Source organism: Corallococcus sp. Z5C101001 (genome assembly GCF_007352635.1).
GTDB lineage: Bacteria > Myxococcota > Myxococcia > Myxococcales > Myxococcaceae > Corallococcus > Corallococcus silvisoli.
On record NZ_VKLU01000009.1, the window covers coordinates 487,464 to 509,371 of the forward strand.

Sequence of the window (21,908 nt, forward strand, 5' to 3'; positions counted from 1 at the left end):
ACCCCGAAGCCCACGCCGCGCCCGCTCCCCTGCCCCGGCGGCTACCCGATCTTCTTCTTCGCGTCGTCGACCGGCGCCGTCTGGGAGCCGATGCGGGCCTGGAGCTCCTTCGCCACGTTCGTGATGAGCGGCTTGCGCATCATCGTCATGTGCGAGCCCGGCATCTCCACCACCTCCACGCCGCTGGTGACGAGCGCCTCCCAGCCGTGGTGCTCGCGCGTGTCCGGCCGCTGGCTGGCGCGCAGCAGCACGAGCGTCCCGTCGTGCGGCTTCGCGTCGTACTGGGTGAACGCGCGCGAGGTGGACTCGAACACCCGGTACAGGTTGCGCACGCGGTCCACGCCCACGTCGGCGATCTGCGTGTCCTCCTGGCTGCCCACCTCGTAGAAGTAGGCCACCCGCTCCGGCTGCGTCATGCGGGAGATGCGCTCGCGCAGCTCCGTGGGATCGCGCCCGGTGGTGGCCGCCAGCATCATGGTCAGCTCGGAGGTGAGCATGTCCTCCAGCACCTGCTCCGGCGTCTTGTCCGGCACCATGTGCTGCACGGTGTACGCGTCGATGCTCGCCAGCAGCGCCACCTCCTCGCCCCGCGCGCGCAGCTGCCGCGCCATCTCGAAGGCGATGATGCCGCCCAGCGACCAGCCCGCCAGGTGGTACGGCCCGTGCGGCTGCACCTCGCGCACGGAGTCCAGGTACAGCGCGGCCATCTCCGCCACGGTGCCCAGCGGCTCCTCGCCCTCGGTGCCTCGGGCCTGGAGGCCGTAGCACGGCTGATCCGCGTCCAGCTCGCGCGCCAGATCCACGTAGCAGAGGACGCCGCCGCCCGCGGGGTGGATGCAGAACAGCGGAGGCTTCGTGCCCTCCGGCTTCAGCGCCACCAGCGGCGACCACGCCTTCGCCTCCTGCTCCAGCAGCGCGGACAGCTGCTCCACCGTCGACGCCTGGAACAGCGACGCCAGGGGCAGGTCGCGGCCCGTGAGCTGCTGGATGCGGCCCATCAGCTGCACCGCCAGCATGGAGTGGCCGCCCAGGTCGAAGAAGTCATCGCGGATGCCGATGGGCGACACCCCGAGCGTCTCCTCCCAGACACGGACCAGCTGCAGCTGCAGCGGCGTGCGCGCCACCACCAGGGCGGCGGCCTCCGCGCGCGTGGTGTCCGGCGCGGGCAGCGCGCGGCGGTCCACCTTGCCGTTCGACGTGAGCGGCAGCGCCTCCAGCGGCACGAAGGCGGACGGCACCATGTACTCCGGCAGCGTGCGCCGCAGCTGCTCGCGCAGCTCCTGGCTCCCCGCCACGCCCTGGCCCGGCGCGCCCACCAGGTACGCCACCAGGCGCTTGTCGCCCGGCACGTCCTCGCGCACCAGCACCACGGCCTCGCGCACGCTCGGGTGCGAGAGCAGACCCGCCTCGATTTCACCCAGCTCGATGCGGAAGCCGCGCACCTTCACCTGGAAGTCCGCGCGCCCCAGGTACTCCAGCGTGCCGTTGGGGCGCCACCGCGCCAGGTCACCGGAGCGGTAGAGCCTCGCTCCGGGCCGCGCGCTGAACGGATCCGGGAGGAAGCGCTGCGCCGTGAGCTCCGGCCGGCCCAGGTAGCCACGGCCCAGGCCCGCGCCGCCCACGTACATCTCCCCGGTGACGCCCGGAGGCACCGGCTGTCCGTGCGCATCCAGCACGTACACCTGGAGGTCGGGGATCGGCACGCCCACCTCGCTGCCGCGCCCTCCCTCCGCGTCCGCCGCCTTGAGCGCCCGGTAGGTGACGTGGACGGTCGTCTCGGTGATGCCGTACATGTTGACGAGCACCGGAGCGGTGTCCGCGTGCCGCGCGTACCAGGGCCGCAGGCTGCCGAACTCCAGCGCCTCGCCGCCGAACACCACCGTGCGCAGGGACAGGCCCTCGGAGTCGCCCGTGCGCTCCTCGTGCTGGATGAGCTGACGGAAGGCGGACGGCGTCTGGTTGAGCACCGTGACGCCCTCGCGCTTGAGCAGCGCGTGGAAGTCCGCCGGCGTGCGGCTGACCTCGTAGGGCACCACCACCAGCTTGCCGCCGTACAAGAGCGCGCCCCACATCTCCCAGACGGAGAAGTCGAACGCGTACGAGTGGAACAGCGTCCACACGTCCTTCGCGCCGAAGTCGAACCACTGCTTCGTCCCGTCGAAGAGGCGCACCACCTGGGCGTGTTCGATCTGCGCGCCCTTGGGGCGGCCCGTGGAGCCGGACGTGTAGATGACGTACGCCAGGTGATGCGGCGCCACCCCGCTGTCCGGCGTCGTGGTGGGCGCTGAGGCCCACGCGGCGGCGTCCGCGTCCAGGCACAGCCGCTTCGCCGCGCCCGACGGCACCACCTCCAGCAGATGCTGCTGGGTGAGCACCACCGGCACGCGCGCGTCCTCCACCATGAACTCCAGGCGCTCGCGCGGGTACGCCGGATCCATGGGCAGGTACGCGCCGCCGGCCTTGAGGATGGCCAGCAGGCCCACCATCAGCTCCAGCGAACGCTCCACCGCGAGGCCCACCAGGACCTCCGGTCCCACGCCCAGCGAGCGCAGGTGATGCGCCAACTGGTTGGCCCGCGCGTCCAGCTCCCGGTACGTGAGGCGCTGCTCCGCGTAGGTGACCGCGACGGCGTCCGGGGTGCGCGCCGCCTGGGCCTCGAACAGCGAGTGCAGGCAGGCATCCACCGGGAAGTGGGCGTTGGCGTCGTTCCAGCCCGCCACCACCTGCCGGCGATCCTCCGGCGTGAGCAGCGGCAGCTGGTGCAAGCGCGCGTCCGGATCCGCCGCGACGCCCTCCAGCAGCACGCCCAGGTGCCGGGCGAGCCGTTCGGCGGTGGCCGCGTCGAACAGGTCGGTGTTGTACTCGAGCCCGCCCTCCATGCCGTTCGCCGTCTCCGTCAGGCCGAGCGACAGGTCGAACTTCGCCGTGCGGTGCTCCACCTCCACCCCTTCCAGGGTGAGGTCGGTCAATGAGAACGCCCCTTCCGGCGCGTTCTGGAGCGTCATCGACACCTGGAACAGCGGCGTGCGGCTGGTGTCGCGCGTGGGCGCCAGCTCCTCCACCAGCTTCTCGAACGGCACCTCCTGGTGCGCGTACGCGCCCAGCGTCGTCTCCCGCACCCGGCCCAGCAGCTCGCGGAACGTGGGGTCGCCGTCCAGCTTCGTGCGCAGCACCAGCGTGTTGACGAAGAAGCCGATGAGCCCCTCCGTCTCCGCGCGCTGCCGGCCCGCGATGGGCGTGCCCACGCTCACGTCGTCCTGCCCCGAGTAGCGCGCGAGCAGCGTCTGCCACGCGGCCAGCAGGACCATGAACGGCGTGGTGCCCTCCTGGAGCGCCAGGGCCTTCAGCGTCGCCGTCAGCTCCCGGCCCACCTTCACTTGAACGCTGGCGCCGTGCGACGTCTGCACCGCCGGGCGCGGACGGTCCGTGGGCAGCTCCAGCGCGGCGGGCGCGCCGGACAACTGCTGCTTCCAGTACGCGAGCTTCTTCTCCAGCACCTCGCCCTGGAGCCAACCCCGCTGCCAGCCCGCGTAGTCCGCGTACTGAACCGGCAGCTCCGGCAGCGACGGCGTGCCCCCGGAGGCGAAGGCCTCGTAGGACGCGGCCATCTCGCGCACCAACACGCCCATGGACCAGCCGTCCGAGACGATGTGGTGCATCACGAGCAGGAGGATGTGCTCCTCCTCGGCCAGCTTGAGCAGCTTCACGCGCAGCAGCGGACCGGTGGCCAGCTGGAACGGACGCACCGCCTCTTCGTCCGCGAGGCGGCGGGCCTCGTCGTGGCGCTCCGGCTCCGAGATGTCGGAGAGGTTCACCACCGCCAGCGGCAGCGACACCGCCGGGTGGATGACCTGCGTGGCCTGTCCGTTCTCCAGGTGGAACGACGTGCGCAGCGATTCGTGGCGGCGCACCAGCTCCGTGAAGCTCTGCTCCAGCGCCATCACGTCCAGCGAGCCCTTCAGGCGAAGGACCATGGGCACGTTGTAGGCCGGGCTGGACGCGTCGAGCCGATGCAGGAACCACAGGCGCTGCTGCGCGAACGACAGCGGCAGGCGGCCCTCGCGGGGCAGCGGCACGATGGCGGGCGCCTGGGTGCCCGCGCCGGCCTGGAGCGCCTGGTCGATGAGGACGGACAGCTTCTGCACCGTGGGCGCGTTGAAGACGTCCCTCAGCTGCAGGTCGATGCGGAAGATGCTCCGGACGCGCGACAGCACCTGCGTGGCCAGCAGCGAGTGGCCGCCCAGCTCGAAGAAGTCATCCGTCGAACCCACGCGGTCCACCCGCAGCAGCTCGCTCCACGCTCCGGCGAGCAGCTCCTCGGTGGGCGTGCGCGGCGCGATGAACCCATCCGCCTCCGCGCGCTCCTCGCTCGGCGCGGGCAGCGCCTTGCGGTCCACCTTGCCGTTGGACGTCACCGGCAAGGCCTCCAACACCACGAAGGCGGACGGCACCATGTACTCCGGCAGCGTGCGCTCCACGTGCTCGCGCAGGCCCTGGCGGTCCAGGGACTCCACGTCGCCCGCGACGTACGCCACCAGCCGCTTGTCGCCGGCCACGTCCTCGCGCACCACCACCACGGCTTCACGTACGCCGTAGGCGCCCATGAGGGCGGACTCAACCTCCCCCAGCTCGATGCGGTAGCCGCGCACCTTCACCTGGTGGTCGACGCGGCCCAGGTACTCCAGCGTCCCGTCCGCGCGCCAGCGACCCAGGTCGCCGGAGCGGTACAGCCGCGCGCCGCCGTCCGGGTCGAACGCATCCGGGATGAACTTCTCCGCCGTGAGCTCCGGCCGGCCCAGGTAGCCGCGGCCCACCTGCACGCCGCCGATGTACAGCTCACCCGGCACGCCCACCGGCACGGGTTGCAGGTGCGCGTCCAGCACGTACATCCGCGTGTTGGGCAGCGGCCTGCCGATGCGCACCGCGCCGGAGCCCGCGTCCTCCGGGGCCACGACGTGCACCGAGCAGCCCACCACCGTCTCCGTGGGGCCGTACTCGTTGATGAGCCGCGTGGCCGGCGCGTGCTTGCGCCAGAACGCCAGCTCCTCCGCGAAGAGCGCCTCGCCGCCGATGACGAAGGCGCCCGTGCGCCCCGCCGCCGCGTCCGCGCCCAGCAGGTCGGACAACAGCCGCAGGTGGCTGGGCGTCAGCTTCACGAGGCTGAAGCCCGTGCCGTCGCGCAGCACGTCCCCCAGGCCCTCCACGCCCCGGGCCTCGGACACCATCACCACGCCGCGCCCGGCGACCAGCGGCGCCAGCATGCTGGTGACGGTCAGGTCGAAGGCGAGCGAGGAGTGCACCGGCGCTCCCGCGCCCGAGTCCAGCCCGTAGGCCGAGAGGCACCACGTCAGGTAGTTGGACACGCCGCGGTGTTCAATGGCCACGCCCTTGGGGCGGCCCGTGGAGCCGGACGTGTAGATGACGTACGCCAGGTTGCCGGCCGTCACCGCCGTCACGGGCGCGTCCTCGCGCTCGCGGGAGATGCTCCGCTTCCAGTCGCCATCCAGGCTGATGAGCTGCTGGGTGGTGACGGGCAGCTCGTCCGCCAGCGAGTCCTGCGTCAGCACCACCGGCACCTGCGTGTCCTCCAACATGAAGGACAGCCGGTCCAACGGGTACTTCGGATCCAACGGCACGTAGGCGCCGCCGGCCTTGAGCACGCCCAGCACGGCGATGACCATCTCCAGCGAGCGCTCCAGGCACAGGGCGACCTTCACCTCGGGCCCCACGCCCAGCCGGCGCAGGTGGTGCGCCAGCTGGTTGGCCTTCGCGTCCAGCTGCCGGTAGGTGAGGTGCTCGCCCTCGAACGTCGCGGCGAGCGCGTCCGGGGTGCGCGCCACCTGCGCTTCGAAGCGCTGGTGGATGCACGCCTCCCGCGGGAAGTCGGCCCGCGTGTCGTTCCACGTCTCCAGCAGTTGATGGCGCTCGCCGTCGGTGAGCAGCGGCAGGCGCTGGACGGGCACATCCGGCTGGGACGCCACGCCTTCCAGCAGGACGCGCAGGTGCTCCAGCATCCGCTCGGCGGTGCCGGCGTCGAACAGGTCGGAGTTGTACTCCATGGCGCCGCGCAGCTCGCCGTCCACTTCGGACAGCGTCATGTTCAGATCGAACTGCGCGGTGCGGTGCTCCAGGGGCACGGCGCGCAGCGTGAGTCCCTTCACCTCCAGCTCCGGCACCGGCGCGTTCTGGAACGACAGCAGGACCTGGAACAGCGGCGTGCGGCTGGTATCGCGCGTGGGCGCCAGTTCCTCCACCAGCTTCTCGAACGGCACCTCCTGGTGCGCGTACGCGCCCAGCGTCGTCTCCTTCACCTGGGCGAGCAGCGCGCGGAAGCTCGGGTTGCCCTCCAGCTTCGTGCGCAGCACCAGCGTGTTGACGAAGAAGCCAATGAGCCCTTCCGTCTCCGTGCGGCCGCGGCCCGCGATGGGCGTGCCCACGCTCACGTCGTCCTGCCCCGAGTAGCGCGCGAGCAGCACCTGCCACGCGGCCAGCAGCACCATGAAGGGCGTGGCGCCCTCCTGGAGCGCCAGGGCCTTCAGCGTGTCCGTCACCGGCTTGCCGACGCGCAGGTTCACGCTGGCGCCCCGGTAGGTCTGCACCGCCGGACGCGGACGGTCCGTGGGCAGCTCCAGCGCGGCGGGCGCGCCGGACAGCTGCTGCTTCCAGTACGCCATCTGCTGGGCCAGCACGTCCCCCTGGAGCCAGCCGCGCTGCCAGCCCGCGTAGTCCGCGTACTGCACCGGCAGCTCCGGCAACGACGGCGCGCGGCCCGAGGCGAAGGCCTCGTAGAGGGCCGCCATCTCGCGCACCAGCACGCCCATGGACCACCCGTCGGAGACGATGTGGTGCATCGTCGCGAGCAGCACGTGCCGCTGGGCCTCCAGCTTGAGCAGCTTCACGCGCAAGAGCGGGCCGTTCGCCAGATGGAACGGACGCTGCGCTTCCTCGTTGGCCTGCCGCTGGGCCTCGGCCTCGCGGACGTCCTCGGGCTGACCGGACAGGTCCACCACCGGGAGCGACAGCGCCGTTGCGGGCTGGATGACCTGGGCGGGCTGGCCCTCGCGCATCGGGAAGGTGGTGCGCAGCGACTCGTGGCGGCGCACCAGCTCCGTGAAGGCCCGCTCCAGCGCGGAGATGTCCAGCGTCCCCTCCAGCCGCACCGGCAGCGGGAGGTTGTAGAAGGCGCTGTCCGGCTCCAGCTGGTTGAGGAACCACAGGCGCTGCTGGGCGAACGACAGCGGCATCCGCTCCGCGCGGGGCAGCGCCACCAGCGGCGGCGCCCTCACGCCCCGGCCCTGCGCCACGAGCGCGTCCACGCGCCGGGCGAGGTCCGACACCGTGGGCGCCTCGAAGAGCGTCCGCAGCGGCAGCTCCACGTCGAAGGCCTCGCGGATGCGCGAGGCCAGCCGCGTGGCCATGAGCGAGTGGCCGCCCAGCTCGAAGAAGTGATCCTCCGCGCCCATGCGCTCCACGCCCAGCAGCTGCGCGAAGAGGGCCGCCAGCAGCTCCTCCGTCGGCGTGCGCGGGGCCACGAAGCTCCGCGTGCGCGACACCTCGCCCGTCGGCGCGGGCAGGGCCTTGCGGTCCACCTTGCCCGCGGGCGTCATCGGCAGGGCCTCCAGCACCACGAAGGCCGACGGCACCATGTACTCCGGCACCTCGCTCCGCAGGTGACGGCGCAGCTCCACCACGTCCAGCGGCCCCGCCTGCTGGGCCACGACGTACGCCACCAGACGCTTGTCGCCCGGCGAGTCCTCGCGCACCACCACCGCCGCTTCGCGCACCTCCGCGTGGTGCAGCAGCACGGATTCGACTTCGCCCAGCTCGATGCGGAAGCCGCGCACCTTCACCTGGAAGTCGATGCGGCCCAGGTACTCCAGCTCCCCCGTGGACTGCCACCGCACGCGGTCTCCCGTGCGGTACAGCCGCATGCCTGGGTCGGTGCTGAACGGGTTCGGGATGAACTTCTCCGCCGTCAGGTCCGGCCGGCCCTGGTAGCCGCGTGCCAGGCCCACGCCCGCCACGTACAGCTCACCCGCCACGCCCACCGGCACCGGCCGGAGCGCGTCATCCAGCACGTACACCTGCACGTTCGCCCACGGCTTGCCAATGGTCAGCCGGTCCGGCTTCGCGCCATCCTCGGTGAGCGTCGCGCAGACGGTGGCCTCGGTGGGGCCGTAGGCGTTGATCATCAGGCGCCCTGCCCCCCACTTGCGCGCCAGCTCCACGCTCAGCGCCTCACCGGCGGAGATGACCGTGCGCAGGCCCTCCAGCCCCTCGGTGCCCAGCTGCGCGAGCACCGAAGGCGTCAGCGTGACGGCGTTGATGCGCTGCTCCTTCAGCAGCGCGCGCAGCGGTTCATCCGGCAAGAGGCGGTCGCGCGGCGCGAGCACCAGCGTGGCCCCGGCGACCAGCGTTCCGAACACCTCGCACACGCTGGCGTCGAAGCTGGACGCCGCGTACTGCAACACGCGGATGCCCGGCGCGTAGCGATGCGCGCGGCCCGCCTGGAGCGCCGTGTTCACCAGCCCCTGGTGCTGCAACAGCGTGCCCTTGGGGCGGCCCGTGGAGCCGGACGTGTAGATGACGTACGCCAGGTTGGCGGAGGTCATCGCCACGGTCGGCGCCGTGGTGGGCAGGGCCTGGAGGACGTCCCGCACGTCGTCCAGGTGGAGCCCTTCACGCCCCTCGGCGTGCAGGCCCGGCATGGGCTCGCCGCGCGTCACCAGCACCGTGGCGCCGCTGTCCTCCAGCATGTAGTCGAGCCGGTCGATGGGGTACGCCGGGTCCAGCGGCACGAAGGCGCCACCGGCCTTGAGCACGCCCAGCATTCCCACCACCAGGTCCAGCGAGCGGTCCAGGCAGAGCGCCACGCGCACTTCCGGCCCGACGCCCCGGGTGAGCAGGTGGTGCGCCAGCTGGTTGGCCTTCGCGTCCAGCTGCGCGAACGTGAGCGACGTGTCCTCGTGGACGAGCGCCACCGCGTCCGGCGTGTTGCGCGCATGCGCTTCGATGAGCGACGGGATGCACGCCTCACGCGGGAAGTCCACGCGGGTGTCGTTCCACACCACCAGGACCTGCCGCGCCTCGTCCTCCGTCATCAGGGGCAGCGCCATCACGCGCTGGCCCATGTCGGTGGCGATGCCCTCCAGCATCATCACGAAGTGCTGCACCAGCCGTTCGGCGGTGGCGCGGGAGAACAGGTCGGAGTTGTACGCGAGCCGGCCCAGGAAGCCCTCGGCGGCGTCCGCCAGCGACAGGGACATGTCGAACTTCGCCGTGCGCGCTTCCGCCTCGTAGGTCTTGAGCGTGAGGCCGGCCACGGACACCTGTCCTGACAGCTCCTCCGCCTGGAGCACGAACATCGCCTGGAAGAGCGGCGAGCGGCTGGTGTCGCGCACCGGGTGCAGCTCCTCCACCAGCTTCTCGAAAGGCACCTCCTGGTGGACGTGCGCCGACAGCACCGTGTCACGCACCTGGAGCAGCACGTCGCGGAAGGTGGGGTTGCCGGAGAGCTTCGCGCGCAGCACCAGCGTGTTGACGAAGAAGCCGATGATGCCCTCCGTCTCCGAGTGCCCGCGGCCCGCGGCCGGAGAGCCCACGCTGATGTCGTCCTGGCCCGCGTGGCGAGCCAGGAGCACCTGCCACGCCGCCAGCAGGAACATGAACGGCGTCACGCCCTGCTCGCGGCACAGCGCCTTGAGCCGCTGGGAGAGCGGCTGGGGCACCTTCACCGCCACGCCGCCGCCCGAGTACGTCATCACCGCCGGTCGCGGGAAGTCCGTGGGCAGTTCCAGTCCGGAGGGGGCGCCGGACAGCTGCTGCCGCCAGTACTCCACGTGCTTGCCCATGACGTCGCTGCGCAGCCAGTCGCGCTGCCAGCCGGCGTAGTCCGCGTACTGCACCGGCAGCTCCGGCAGCGGCGACGGCTTGCCCTCGCGGAAGGCCGCGTAGAGCGTGGCGATCTCCCGGACGAGCAGGCTCATGGACCAGCCGTCCGTGATGATGTGGTGCAGCGACAGGAGCAGCACGTGCTCCGTCTCCGACATGCGGAGGATGAGGGCGCGCAGGAGCGGCCCCGTGGCCAGCCGGAAGCCGCGGTTGGTCTCCGCGTCGGCCAGGCGCTTCGCCTCGGCCTCGCGCTCCGCGTCCGGCAGGCCGCCCAGGTCGACGACCTGGAGCGACGCGGGCGTGGGCGCGTGGATGCGCTGCACGGGCTGATCGCCTTGCGCGTGGAAGGTGGTGCGCAGCGATTCATGGCGGCGCACCAGCTCCGTGAAGGTCCGCTCCAGCACGCCCAGGTCGAGCGCTCCCTCCAGCCGGACGGGCAGCACGATGTTGTAGAACGCGCTGTCCGGCTCCATCTGGTCCAGGAACCACAGCCGCTGCTGGGCAAGGCCCAGCGGCAGCGAACCCTCGCGCGGCAGCGGCACGATGGGCGGGGCCTGGAGTCCCTGCTCCGAACGGACGGACTGGTCCACCCGCTGGGCGAGGTCCGCGATGGTGGGCGCCTCGAAGAGCGCGCGCAGCGGCAGCTCCACGCCGAACGCCTCGCGGATGCGCGAAGCGACCTGCGTGGCCAGCAGCGAGTGCCCGCCCAGCTCGAAGAAGTTGTCGCGCACCCCTACCCGCTCCACGCCCAGGATCTCCGTCCAGACCGTGGCCAGCAGCTCCTCGGTCGGCGTGCGCGGCGCGGCGAACTCCGCCTCGCTGCGCTCCGTGCGGGAGTCGGACGGCGCGGGCAGGGCCTTGCGGTCCACCTTGCCCGCGGGCGTCATCGGCAGGGCCTCCAGCACCACGAAGGCCGACGGCACCATGTACTCCGGCACCTCGCCCTTCAGGTGACGGCGCAGCTCCGCCGCGTCCAGCTCGCTGTCCTCCTGCGCGACGATGTAGGCGACGAGCCGCTTGTCGCCCGGCGAGTCCTCGCGCACCACCACCGCCGCCTCACGCACCTCCGCGTGGTGCAGCAGCACGGATTCGACTTCGCCCAGCTCGATGCGGAAGCCGCGCACCTTCACCTGGAAGTCGATGCGGCCCAGGTACTCCAGCTCCCCTGTCGCCAGCCACCGCACGCGGTCCCCGGTGCGGTACAGCCGCGCGCCCGCGTCGGTGCTGAACGGATGCGGGACGAACTTCTCCGCCGTCAGGTCGGGCCGGCCCTGGTAGCCGCGCGCGAGGCCCACGCCCGCCACGTACAGCTCGCCCGCCACGCCCACCGGCACCGGACGCAGCGCGGCGTCCAGCACGTAGACCTGCACGTTCGCCCACGGTCTGCCAATGGTCAGCCGCTCGGGGTTGACGCCGCCCTCCGTGAGCGTCGCGCAGACAGTGGCCTCGGTGGGGCCGTAGGCGTTGATCATCAGGCGGCCCGCGCCCCACTTGCGCGCCAGCTCCACGCTCAGCGCCTCACCGGCGGAGACGACGCTGCGCAGTCCGTCCAGCCCTTCGGTGCTCAGCTGCGCGAGCACGGAAGGCGTCAGCGTGGCCGTGGTGATGCGCTGCTCCTTCAGCAGCGTGCGCAGGGGCTCGTCCGGCAAGAGCCGGTCGCGCGGCGCGAGCACCAGCGTGGCGCCCGCGGCCAGGGTGCTGAAGATCTCCCAGACGCTGGCATCGAAGCTGGACGCCGCGTACTGCAACACGCGACTGCCCGGTCCGACCCGCTTCGCCTCGGCGGCGCGCAGGGCCGTGTTCACCAGACCCTGGTGCTGCAACAGCGTGCCCTTGGGGCGGCCCGTGGAGCCGGACGTGTAGATGACGTACGCCAGGTTGCGCGACGCCACGCCCGAGCGCGGCGCCTCCTCCGGCATCCGTTCGATGGTGTCCCAGTCCAGGTCCAGCTGGAGGGTGAGCCGGCCGTCCGTGGGCAGCGAGTCCATCAGCGACTCCTGCGTCAGCAGCACCGGAGCGCCCGAGTCGGACAGCATGTAGTCCAGGCGCTCGACCGGGTACGACGGATCGAGCGGGATGAACGCGCCCCCCGCCTTGAGGATGCCGAGCATCGCCACCACGAGGTCCAGCGAGCGCTCCAGGCAGAGCGCCACGCGCACCTCCGGCCCGACGTACCGGCGGCGCAGGTGGTGCGCCAGCTGATTGGCCTTCGCGTCCAGCTCCGCGTACGTGAGCGACGTGTCCTCGTAGACGAGCGCCACCGCGTCCGGCGTGGCCTCCGCGTGGGCCTCGATGAGCGAGTGGATGCACGCCTCGCGCGGCAGCTCCGCGCGCACGCTGTTCCACCCCACCAGCACCTGGTGCCGCTCCTCCGCGGACAGCAGGGGCAGCTCGCCCACGGCCGCCTCGGGCCGGGCGACGATGCCCTCCAGCAGCACGTGCAGGCGCGCCATCATCCGCTCCGCCGTCGCGCGGGCGAACAGATCGGAGTTGTACTCCAGGCGGCCCACGAAGCCCGGCGCCGCGTCCAGCATGGACAGGGCCAGATCGAACTTCGCGGTGCGCGCCTCCGCCTCGTAGGCGCTCAGCGTGAGGCCCGGGACGGACAGCTTCGCCGCCAGCTCCTGGTGCAGCACGAACCACACCTGGAAGAGCGGCGAGCGGCTGGTGTCGCGCACCGGCTGCAGCTCCTCCACCAGCTTCTCGAACGGGACCTCCTGGTGCGCGTGCGCGCCCAGGACCGACTCACGCACCCGCGCGAGCACCTGGCGGAACGAGGGCTCCCCCTCCAGCCGGGTGCGCAGCACCAGCGTGTTGATGAAGAAGCCGATGAGCCCTTCGGTCTCCATGCGGCCACGGCCAGCCACGGGCGACCCCACCGTGACGTCGTCCTGACCCGCGTGGCGAGCCAGCAGCACCTGCCACGCCGTGAGCAGCAGCATGTACGGCGTCACGCCTTCCTTCAGCGCCAGCGCACGCAAGGCATCCGACAGCTCGCGCGGCAGCGTGAACGGCAGCGTCTCACCCCGGTACGTCTGCACCGCCGGACGCGGGAAGTCCGTGGGCAGCTCCAGCGCGGAGGGCGCTCCGGACAGCTGCTGCTTCCAGTAGCCGACCTGCTTCTTCAGCACGTCCCCCTGGAGCCAGCCACGCTGCCAGCCCGAGTAATCCGCGTACTGCACCGGCAGCTCCGGCAGCGGTGAGGGCTTGCCCTGGCGGAAGGCCTCGTAGAGCGCGGCCACTTCCCGCACCAACACGCCGCGCGACCAGCCGTCGGACACGATGTGGTGCACGGTGAGCAGCAGCATGTGGCGCACGTCCGACAGCCGCACCAGCGTGGCGCGCAGCAGCGGGCCCGTGGCGAGGTTGAAGGGCCGGCCCGCGTCCTCGTCCGCCAGCCGCTGCGCCTTCGCCTCGCGCTCCGCTTCGGGCAGGCCGGTGAGGTCCACGAGCGGCAGCGGCATGGGGGCCGCCGCGTGGACGACCTGCACCGGGTTGCCACCCTCCGCGCGGAAGGTGGTGCGCAGCACTTCGTGTCGGCGCACCAGATCCGTGAAGGCCTGCTCCAGCGGAGCCACTTCCAGCGCGCCGTCCAGCAGCACCGGCGCGGCGATGTTGTAGAAGGCGCTGTCGGGCTCCAGCTGATCCAGGAACCACAGGCGCTGCTGCGCGAACGACAGCGGCAGCGTGTGCTCGCGCGACAGCGGCACGATGGCCGGCGCCTCCAGACCGAAGCCCTGGCGGACGGCATCGTCGACGCGGGCCGCCAACGTCTCCACCGTGGTCGCCTCGAAGAGCGCGCGCAGGGGCAGCTCCACCCGGAACGCGCTCCGGATGCGGGAGATCATCTGCGTGGCCAGCAGCGAGTGACCGCCGAGCGCGAAGAAGTCGTCCTTCACGCCCACGCGCTCCACGCCCAGCAGCTTCAACCACAGCCCGGCGATCAGCTCCTCGGTCGGGGTGCGCGGCGCCACATGGGCGCGGCCCGCCTCGGTCTCCTGCTCCGGCGCGGGCAGCGCGCGGCGGTCCACCTTGCCATTGGGCGTGAGCGGCAGCGCGCCCAGCGTGACGAAGGCGGACGGCACCATGTAGTCCGGCAGCCGCGTCTTCAGGCCCTGGCGCAGCGCACCGGCCTCCAACGTGTGGCCGGGCACCGCGACGACGTAGGCCACCAGTCGCTTGTCACCCGGCACATCCTCCCGCGCCAGCACGACGACTTCCGCCACGCCGGGCAGGCCGCTCATCGCCGCCTCGATCTCCGGCAGCTCGATGCGGAAGCCGCGCACCTTCACCTGGAAGTCGACGCGGCCCAGGAACTCCAGCGCGCCGTCCGGCAGGTAGCGCACGCGATCCCCGGTGCGGTACACGCGCGCGCCGGGCTCCGGGTGGAACGGATCCGCGAGGAAGCGCTCCAGCGTGAGGCCGGGCTGTCCCAGGTAACCACGGGCCACGCCCGCGCCGCCGATGAACAGCTCGCCGGGCACGCCCACGGGGACGGGCTGCATCGCCGCGTCCAGCACGTACATGCGCGCGTTGGGCAGCGGCCGTCCCAGCGGCACGGAGGCGGTGGCGGGCAGCGCCGTGCCCCGCTCCACCTTCCACGTCAGCACGCCGACCGTCGTCTCGGTGGGGCCGTAGTGGTTGAACACCTCGCAGCCCGGCACGAGCGCGTGCACGCGCGCCACGAGCGCGGGGTCGGAGGCCTCGCCGCCGAGCACCAGCCGCTTGCGCGGCAACACGCGCTCGGGCGACGGCGACGACAGCAGCGCCGTCAGGTGCGAGGGGACGATCTTCAGGCAGTCCACCGCGTGGCGCTCGAAGTAGTCACCCAGCGCGGCCGGGTCGGAGGCCCGGTCGCGGGAGATGAGGTGCAGCGTGCCGCCGCCGCTCAGCGTCGGGAAGACGGCGGTGTGGCCCAGGTCCGCGGCCAGCGTGGACACCGACGCGAAGCTCGCCGCTGGGGGCAGCTCCAGCCGGAGCGTCACGCCTTCCACGTAGTGGTTGAGCTGGCGGTGCTCGATGGCCACGCCCTTGGGCCGGCCCGTGGAGCCAGACGTGAAGATGACGTACGCGAGCGAACCCGCGTCGCCCAGGCGGGGCGGATCCTCCTCACGCTCGCGCTGGAGAAGCGCGGCGTCGGAGTCCAGGCACACGAGCCCCTTGGCGGCGTCCACCACGTGCCCCGCGAGCGAGGCCTGGGTGACGACGAGCGAAGCGGCCGCGTCCTCCAACACCGTGCGCAGGCGCTCCGGCGGATGCGACGGGTCCAGCGGCACGTACGCGCCGCCCGCCTTGAGGATGCCCATTACGCCGACGATGGCGTCCGGGGTGCGCTCGGTGAGCAGGCCCACGCGCGCATCCGGTCCCACGCCGCGCGCGCGCAGCCAGTGCGCGAGCTGGTTGGCCTTGCGGTTCAACTCCCCATAAGTGAGCTGGCCGTCATCGCAGACCACCGCCACCGCGCCCGGCGTGCGGGCCGCGTGGAGGGCGAAGCGCTCATGGACGCACGTGTCGCCCGCGGGCGCCGCGCCGGTGGCGTTCCACTCCACCAGCAGCTTCTGGCGCTCGGCGTCCGGCAGCAGCCGCGCGTGCTCGTGGCGCGCGTGAGGGTTGGCGGCGATGGCTTCCAGAGCGCGGAAGTAGTAGCCCGCCAGCGCCTCTGTCTGGTCCGCGTCGCGCTGCGTGCCGTTGGTGCGCAGCACCAGCATCAGCGCGCCGGTGTCCGGACGCTGGAGGAACAGCGTGCTCAGCGGCAGCTCCATCCACGCGGTGGACGGCGTCTCCTCCAACAGGCGCACGCCTTCGAGTTGCGACAGGCCTCCGGCCACGTGGAAGTGGACGAAGTTGAAGATCGTGTCGAACAGCCGCTGGCCGCCCAGCTGCTGCTGGAGCCGGCCCATGGGGTAGCGGCGGTGCGGCCAGATGTCGCCGTCCGCGCGCGAGACCTGGCGCACCAGGTCCAGCCACGATCCATCCTCCAGCGTCACCGGGAACGGGATGCTGTTGAGGAACAGGCCCACCATCCGCTCACTGTCGGCCGTCTCCGGACGGCCGTTGGAGACCACGCCCGTCACCACCGAGCGGCGGCCCTCCATCAGCGAGCGCACGCGCAGGTGCGCCGCCAGCAGCACGGTCTTGAGCGGCACGCCGGCCGCCTGCGCCACGCGCTGCAAGCCTTCCTGGAGCGCGAGGGGCACATCCAACTGCCGCATGCTCAGCACCGGCTCCTGACCGGCGGGCAGCGGCGCGCGGGGCGCCGGACGATCCACTTCCGCGAGGCGCGACCTCCAGAACTGCTCGCCCTCTCCGGAGGTGAGCGACTGGTGCTCCAACGCGACGAACTGGCGGTAGGTGACGGCCAGCGGGGCCACCTCCGCGACGGGCGTCCCGCGCAGGAGGTTCACGTACCCTCGGAACAGCTCCGAGAGCAGCGTCGCGAGGCTCCAGCCGTCCAGGATGGCGTGGTGGAAGATGAGTGAGAACTGGAGCGTCTTCTCCGTGCGCCGGTAGAGCGCGAAGCGCAGCAGCGGCGCGCGGCTCCAGTCGAACGGACGGCAGCGGTCCTCCTCCACCCGCTTGCGCAGCAGCGCGTCCTGCTCCGCGGCGGGCACATGGCGCACGTCATGGAGCTCCAGCGGGACCTGGGCCTCTCGGTGCACGAGCTGCAACGGCTGCTCGTAGCCGGTGAGGTCGAACGAGGTGCGCAGGATGGCGTGGCGCCGGGCCAGCTCACCCAGCAACTGGTGCAGCTTCGGCGCGTCCAGCGCCATCTCCAGGTGGTAGCTGGTGGCGTCGTGGTACATGCCGGACGCCTGATCCAGCTCGCTCTGGAAGAGCATGCCGGCCTGGAGCACGGCCACCGGGTACGCGTCCTCCACGTCGGCGGGCAGCCGCGCGCGGTCCGCCTCGGACAGCAGGCTGAAGGGCTCCGAGCCAGGGACGGCCCGCGCCGCATCCTTCGCCGGCGCCGCGTGCACCAGGTTGCCCAGCGCGCGGATGGTGGGCTGGCGCAGCAGCTCCACCATGGGCAGGTCCAACCCGCGCTCGCGCAGCTTCGCGATGAGCTGGATGCTGCGGATGGAGTCACCGCCCAGGTCATAGAAGCTGTCGTCGATGCCGACGCGCTCCACGCCCAGCACGTCCGCCCACACCTCGCACAACGCGGTCTCCTCCGCGGTGCGCGGCGCGGCGTAGGCGGTGGCCATCTGCGGACGCTCACTGCCTGGGACGGGCAGCGCGCGGCGGTCCACCTTGCCGTTGGGCGTGAGCGGCAGCGCGTCCATCGCCATCAGGGCCGCCGGCACCATGTACGCAGGCAGCTTGTCCTGGAGGAACGAGCGCATCGTGTCCACGCCCAGGGGCTCCGCGCCCTCCTCGGTGACGACGTAGGCCACCAGGGCCTTGTCGCCCGCGACCTCCTGCACGGCCACGGTGACATCGGCCACGGACGGGTGGCCGCGCAGCGCGGTCTCAATCTCTCCCGGCTCGATGCGGAAGCCGCGCACCTTCACCTGCTGGTCGATGCGGCCCAGGAACTCCAACGCGCCGTCCGCGCGGAAGCGGACTTGATCGCCGGTGCGGTACAGGCGCGAACCCGGCTGCTGGCTGAACGGATCCGGAATGAACTTCTCCGCCGTGAGCTCCGGCTGGTTCAGGTAGCCATGCGCCAGACCATCGCCGCCCGCGAACAGCTCGCCCGGAGCGCCCAGGGGCACGGGCTCCAGCGAAGCGTTGAGGACATACACGCGCGTGCCGTTGATGGGACGGCCGATGGGCACGGAGATGCCCAGCGCGCCCGCGCCCTCCACCGGGTAGCACGCGGTGAACGTCGTGTTCTCCGTGGGGCCATAGCCGTTGATGACGCGGCAGCCGGGCAGCTGCTCCATCACGCGGAGCACGTGCGCGGGTGAGAGCACGTCACCGCCCGCCAGCAGCTGGCGCACGGGCCGCAGGCCCTCCAGGTTGCCGTCCACCATCTGGTGGAACAGGCCCGCGGTGAGCCACAGCGTGCTCACGCCTTCGCGGGCGATGACCTGCCCCAGCTCATCCAGGGTGGGCGCACGCGGCGGGAACACCGCGAGCTTCGCGCCGTTGAGCAGCGCGCCCCACAGCTCGAAGGTGGACGCGTCGAACGCGAGCGGCGCCAGTTGGAGGAACACGTCCTGCGGCGTCAGGCGCACCCACTCCGGGCCGCACACCAGACGCACCACGGCGCGATGGGGCACGGACACGCCCTTGGGGCGGCCCGTGGAGCCGGACGTGTAGAGGACGTACAGCTCGTCCTCCGCGCCCGGGGCGGTGTCGAGGTCCGCGGACGGACGCTTCGCGAGCGCGGCCGCGTCGTCATCCAGGCAGACCACCTGGAGCCACTGCGCGGGCAGCTCGTCCGCGAGCGCGGAGACGCTGACGAGCGCGGACAGCCCCGCGTCCTCGATGAGCAGCGAGAGGCGCTCGGTGGGGAAGCTGGGGTCGAGCGGGACGTAGGCGCCCCCGGCCTTCACGATGCCCAGCACCGCGACCGCGAGGTCCAGCGACCGCTCCAGGCAGATGCCCACGCGCTTGCCGGCCCTGACGCCCAGGGCCCGCAGGTGGTGCGCGAGCTGGTTGGCGCGTGCGTTGAGCTGGGCGGCGGTGAGCGAGTCACCCTCGAAGGTCACGGCCACCGCGTCCGGGGCGCGGGCCACCTGCGATTCGAAGACGCGCGACACGGGGAGTCCGTGCGGGTACGTCCGGGCGCGGTCGTTCCACGCGGCGAGCGTGTGCCGCTCATCGGGCGTGAGCAGCGGCAGCGCGCCGATGCGGCGCTCGGGGTCCTCCACGACGGCGCGCAGCAGCGACTCGAAGTGGGCGAACAGCCGCTCCACCGACGCGCGGTCGAGCACGTCCGTGTTGTGCTCCACCGTGACGGTGAGCCCGCCCTGCCACGGGAAGACGACGACGAGCAGGTCCCACTTCGCGGTCCCGTTGGTCTCCGCATCCAGCAGGCTCAGCTCCAAGCCGGGCAGTTGGAGCGGCGGCAGCGGCGCGTTCTCCAGCACGAACTTCACGTTGAAGAGCTGGCCACCCGGTTCACGCGGGGGCTTCAGCGCCTGCACCAGCGTGCCGAAGGGCAGGTCCTGGTGTTCGTAGGCGTCCAGCGTCCCCTTGCGCACGCGATCCAGCAGCGCGCGGAAGGACAGGTCGCCTGTCACCTGCGTGCGAAGCACGAGCTGGTTGGTGAAGAAGCCGACCAGGGACTCCAGCTCCTCGCGGGCCCGGTTGGCGATGTCCGTGCCCACGACGATGTCGTCCTGGCCGGTGCGGCGGTGCAGGAGCGCGTCGAACGCGGCGAGCAGCACCATGAACAGCGTGGCACCCTCGCCCCGGCCCAGAGCCTCGATCCGCGACGTGAGGTCCGGAGACAGATGGAAGCGACGGCTGTCGCCGTGGAAGCGATCTCCCGCGGGACGCGGTGCATCCGTGCGCAGCGGGATGCGCGGCGCGCCAGCGAGCTGCTGCCTCCACCAGGCGATCTGCTGCTCCAGCACGTCGCCGCTCAACCACTGGCGGTGCCAGAGGGTGTAGTCCGCGTACTGCACGGGCAGCGCGGGCAGCGGCGAGGGTTCGCCGCGCAGGAACGCGGTGTAGAGCGCCTGGAGTTCGTGCATGAAGACGCCCACGGCCCAGCCATCCACCACGATGTGGTGCTGGACGAGGCACAGGACGTGCTCACGCGCGCTCAGCCGCAGGATCTGGGCCCGCAGCAGGGGGCCCTGCACGAGGTCGAAGGGCCGCGCGGCCTCCTCGTTCAAGCGCTTCCGGGCCTCGGCCTCCACCTGTTCAGTGGGCAGGGTGGACAGGTCCACCAGGGGCAGCACGAACGGCCGCGCCGGCAGGACGACCTGCATGGGCGCGCCCGATGCGTCCTGACGGAAGACGGTGCGCAGCGCTTCGTGGCGCCGGACGATCTCCTCCAGGCCACGGCGGAGCACTTCGACCTCCAGGTCCCCGCTCAAGCGGGCCGCGCTGGGCACGTTGTAGATGGGCGTACCCGGCGTGAGCTGTTCGAAGAGCCAGAGGCGCTCCTGGTCGAACGACAGCGGCAGCGCCCCGTCGCGGGGCGCGGGCTTGAGCGGCGGCGTCTTGAACTCGCGCTCGGCGCTCGCGGCTTCGTCCACGCGAGCGGCCAGGGCGGCCACCGTCGGGGCCTCGAAGAGCGCGCGCAGGGGCAGCTCCACCTGGAACTCGCCACGCAGCCGGGACACGAGCTGGGTGGCCATCAGCGAGTGGCCGCCCAGTTCAAAGAACGAATCCTCGGCGCCCACGCGCTCCACGGTGAGCACGCGTGAGAAGAGGGCCGCCACGCGCACTTCCGTGGAGGTGCGCGGGGCCACGTAGGCATCGGGACGCGCGAGCGCGCCCGTGGGGGCTGGCAGGGCCTTGCGGTCCACCTTGCCCGCGGGCGTCATTGGCAGCGCGTCCAGCATCACGAACGCCGACGGCACCATGTACTCCGGCATGCCGTCCTTCAGGTGCCGACGCAGACCGGCGGCATCGAGCGCCGCTCCCGCATGCGCCACGACGTAGGCGACGAGTCGCTTGTCGCCCGGCGCGTCCTCGCGCACCACCACCGCCGCCTCGCGGACCCCCGCGTGGCGCAGCAGCACGGATTCGACCTCGCCCAGCTCGATGCGGAAGCCGCGCACCTTCACCTGGTGGTCGATGCGGCCCAGGTACTCCAGCTCGCCGTGGGCCAGCCACCGCACGCGGTCTCCCGTGCGGTACAGCCGCGCGCCAGGATCCTGGCTGAACGGATCGGGGACGAACTTCTCCGCCGTCATGTCCGGCCGTCCCTGGTAGCCGCGCGCGAGTCCTTCGCCCGCCACGTACAGCTCCCCGGGCACGCCCACCGGTGCCGGGTGGTGCAGGGCATCGAGGACATACACGCGCACGTTCGCCAGCGGCTTGCCAATGGTCAGCCGCTCCGCCTTCGCACCGCCGTGCGTGAGCGTCGCGCAGACAGTGGTCTCGGTGGGGCCATACGCGTTGATCAGCGTCCTCCCCTGCCCCCACTTGCGCGCCAGCTCCACACTCAGCGCCTCACCGGCGGAGACGACGGTGGACAGTGCGTCCAGCCCTGCCGTGTCCAGTTGCGCGAGCACCGACGGTGTCAGCGTCACGGTGGTGATGCGCTGCGACTTCAGCAGCGTGCGCAGCGGTTCATCCGGCAGCAACCGGTCGCGCGGCGCGAGCACCAGCGTGGCTCCCGACACGAGCGTGCTGAACACCTCCCACACGCTGGCGTCGAAGCTGGACGCCGCGTACTGCAACGCGCGGCGCCCCGTTCCCAGTCCCTTCGCCGCGGCGGCCTGCCGGGCGGTGTTGTTGAGGCCCCGGTGCGGCAGGAGCGTGCCCTTGGGACGGCCCGTGGAACCGGACGTGTAGATGACGTACGCCAGGGTGTCGGCGTTCGCGCTGGATGCAGGTGCGCTGTCCGACGGCAGCGTCTGGAGGTGCGCCGCCTCACGGTCCATGCACACCACGCGCAGGCCGTCGGTGGGGAGCTGCTGGTGGAGCGAGTCCTGCGTCACCAGCACGGGCGCGCCGCTGTCCTCGAGCATGAAGGACAGGCGATCCCGCGGATACGACGGATCCAACGGTACGAAGGCGCCACCGGCCTTCTGGATGCCGAGCATCGCCACCGCCAGGTCCAGCGAGCGCTCCACGCAGAGCGCCACGCGCACCTCGGGCCCGACGCCCAGGGTGCGCAGGTGGTGCGCCAGCTGGTTCGCCCGTGCATCGAGCTGTGCGTACGTCAGCGAGGTGTCCTCGAACACCAGCGCTTCGGAGCCCGGCGCGCGACGCACCTGGGCCTCGAAGAGCGTCGGGAACGTCACATCGCCAGAGACGTCTCCACGCGTGTCGTTCCACGCCACCAGCACCTGCTGGCGCTCCTGTGCGCCCATCAGCGCCAGCTCGGAGAGCTTCGCCGAGGGCCGGGCCACCACGGACTCCAGCAGCACCCGCAGGTGCTCCGT

1 protein-coding gene is annotated in these 21,908 nt (G+C 71.9%); it reads right to left on the bottom strand.

Annotated elements, in window-relative coordinates; all coding sequences use genetic code 11:
* Window positions 1-41: 41 nt before the first annotated feature.
* Window positions 42-21,893 (bottom strand): non-ribosomal peptide synthetase, encoded by a 21,852-nt coding sequence (locus FOF48_RS22390; RefSeq protein WP_255442542.1) that lies wholly within the window; start codon window positions 21,891-21,893, stop codon window positions 42-44.
* Between the last annotated feature and the right edge of the window lie 15 nt (window positions 21,894-21,908).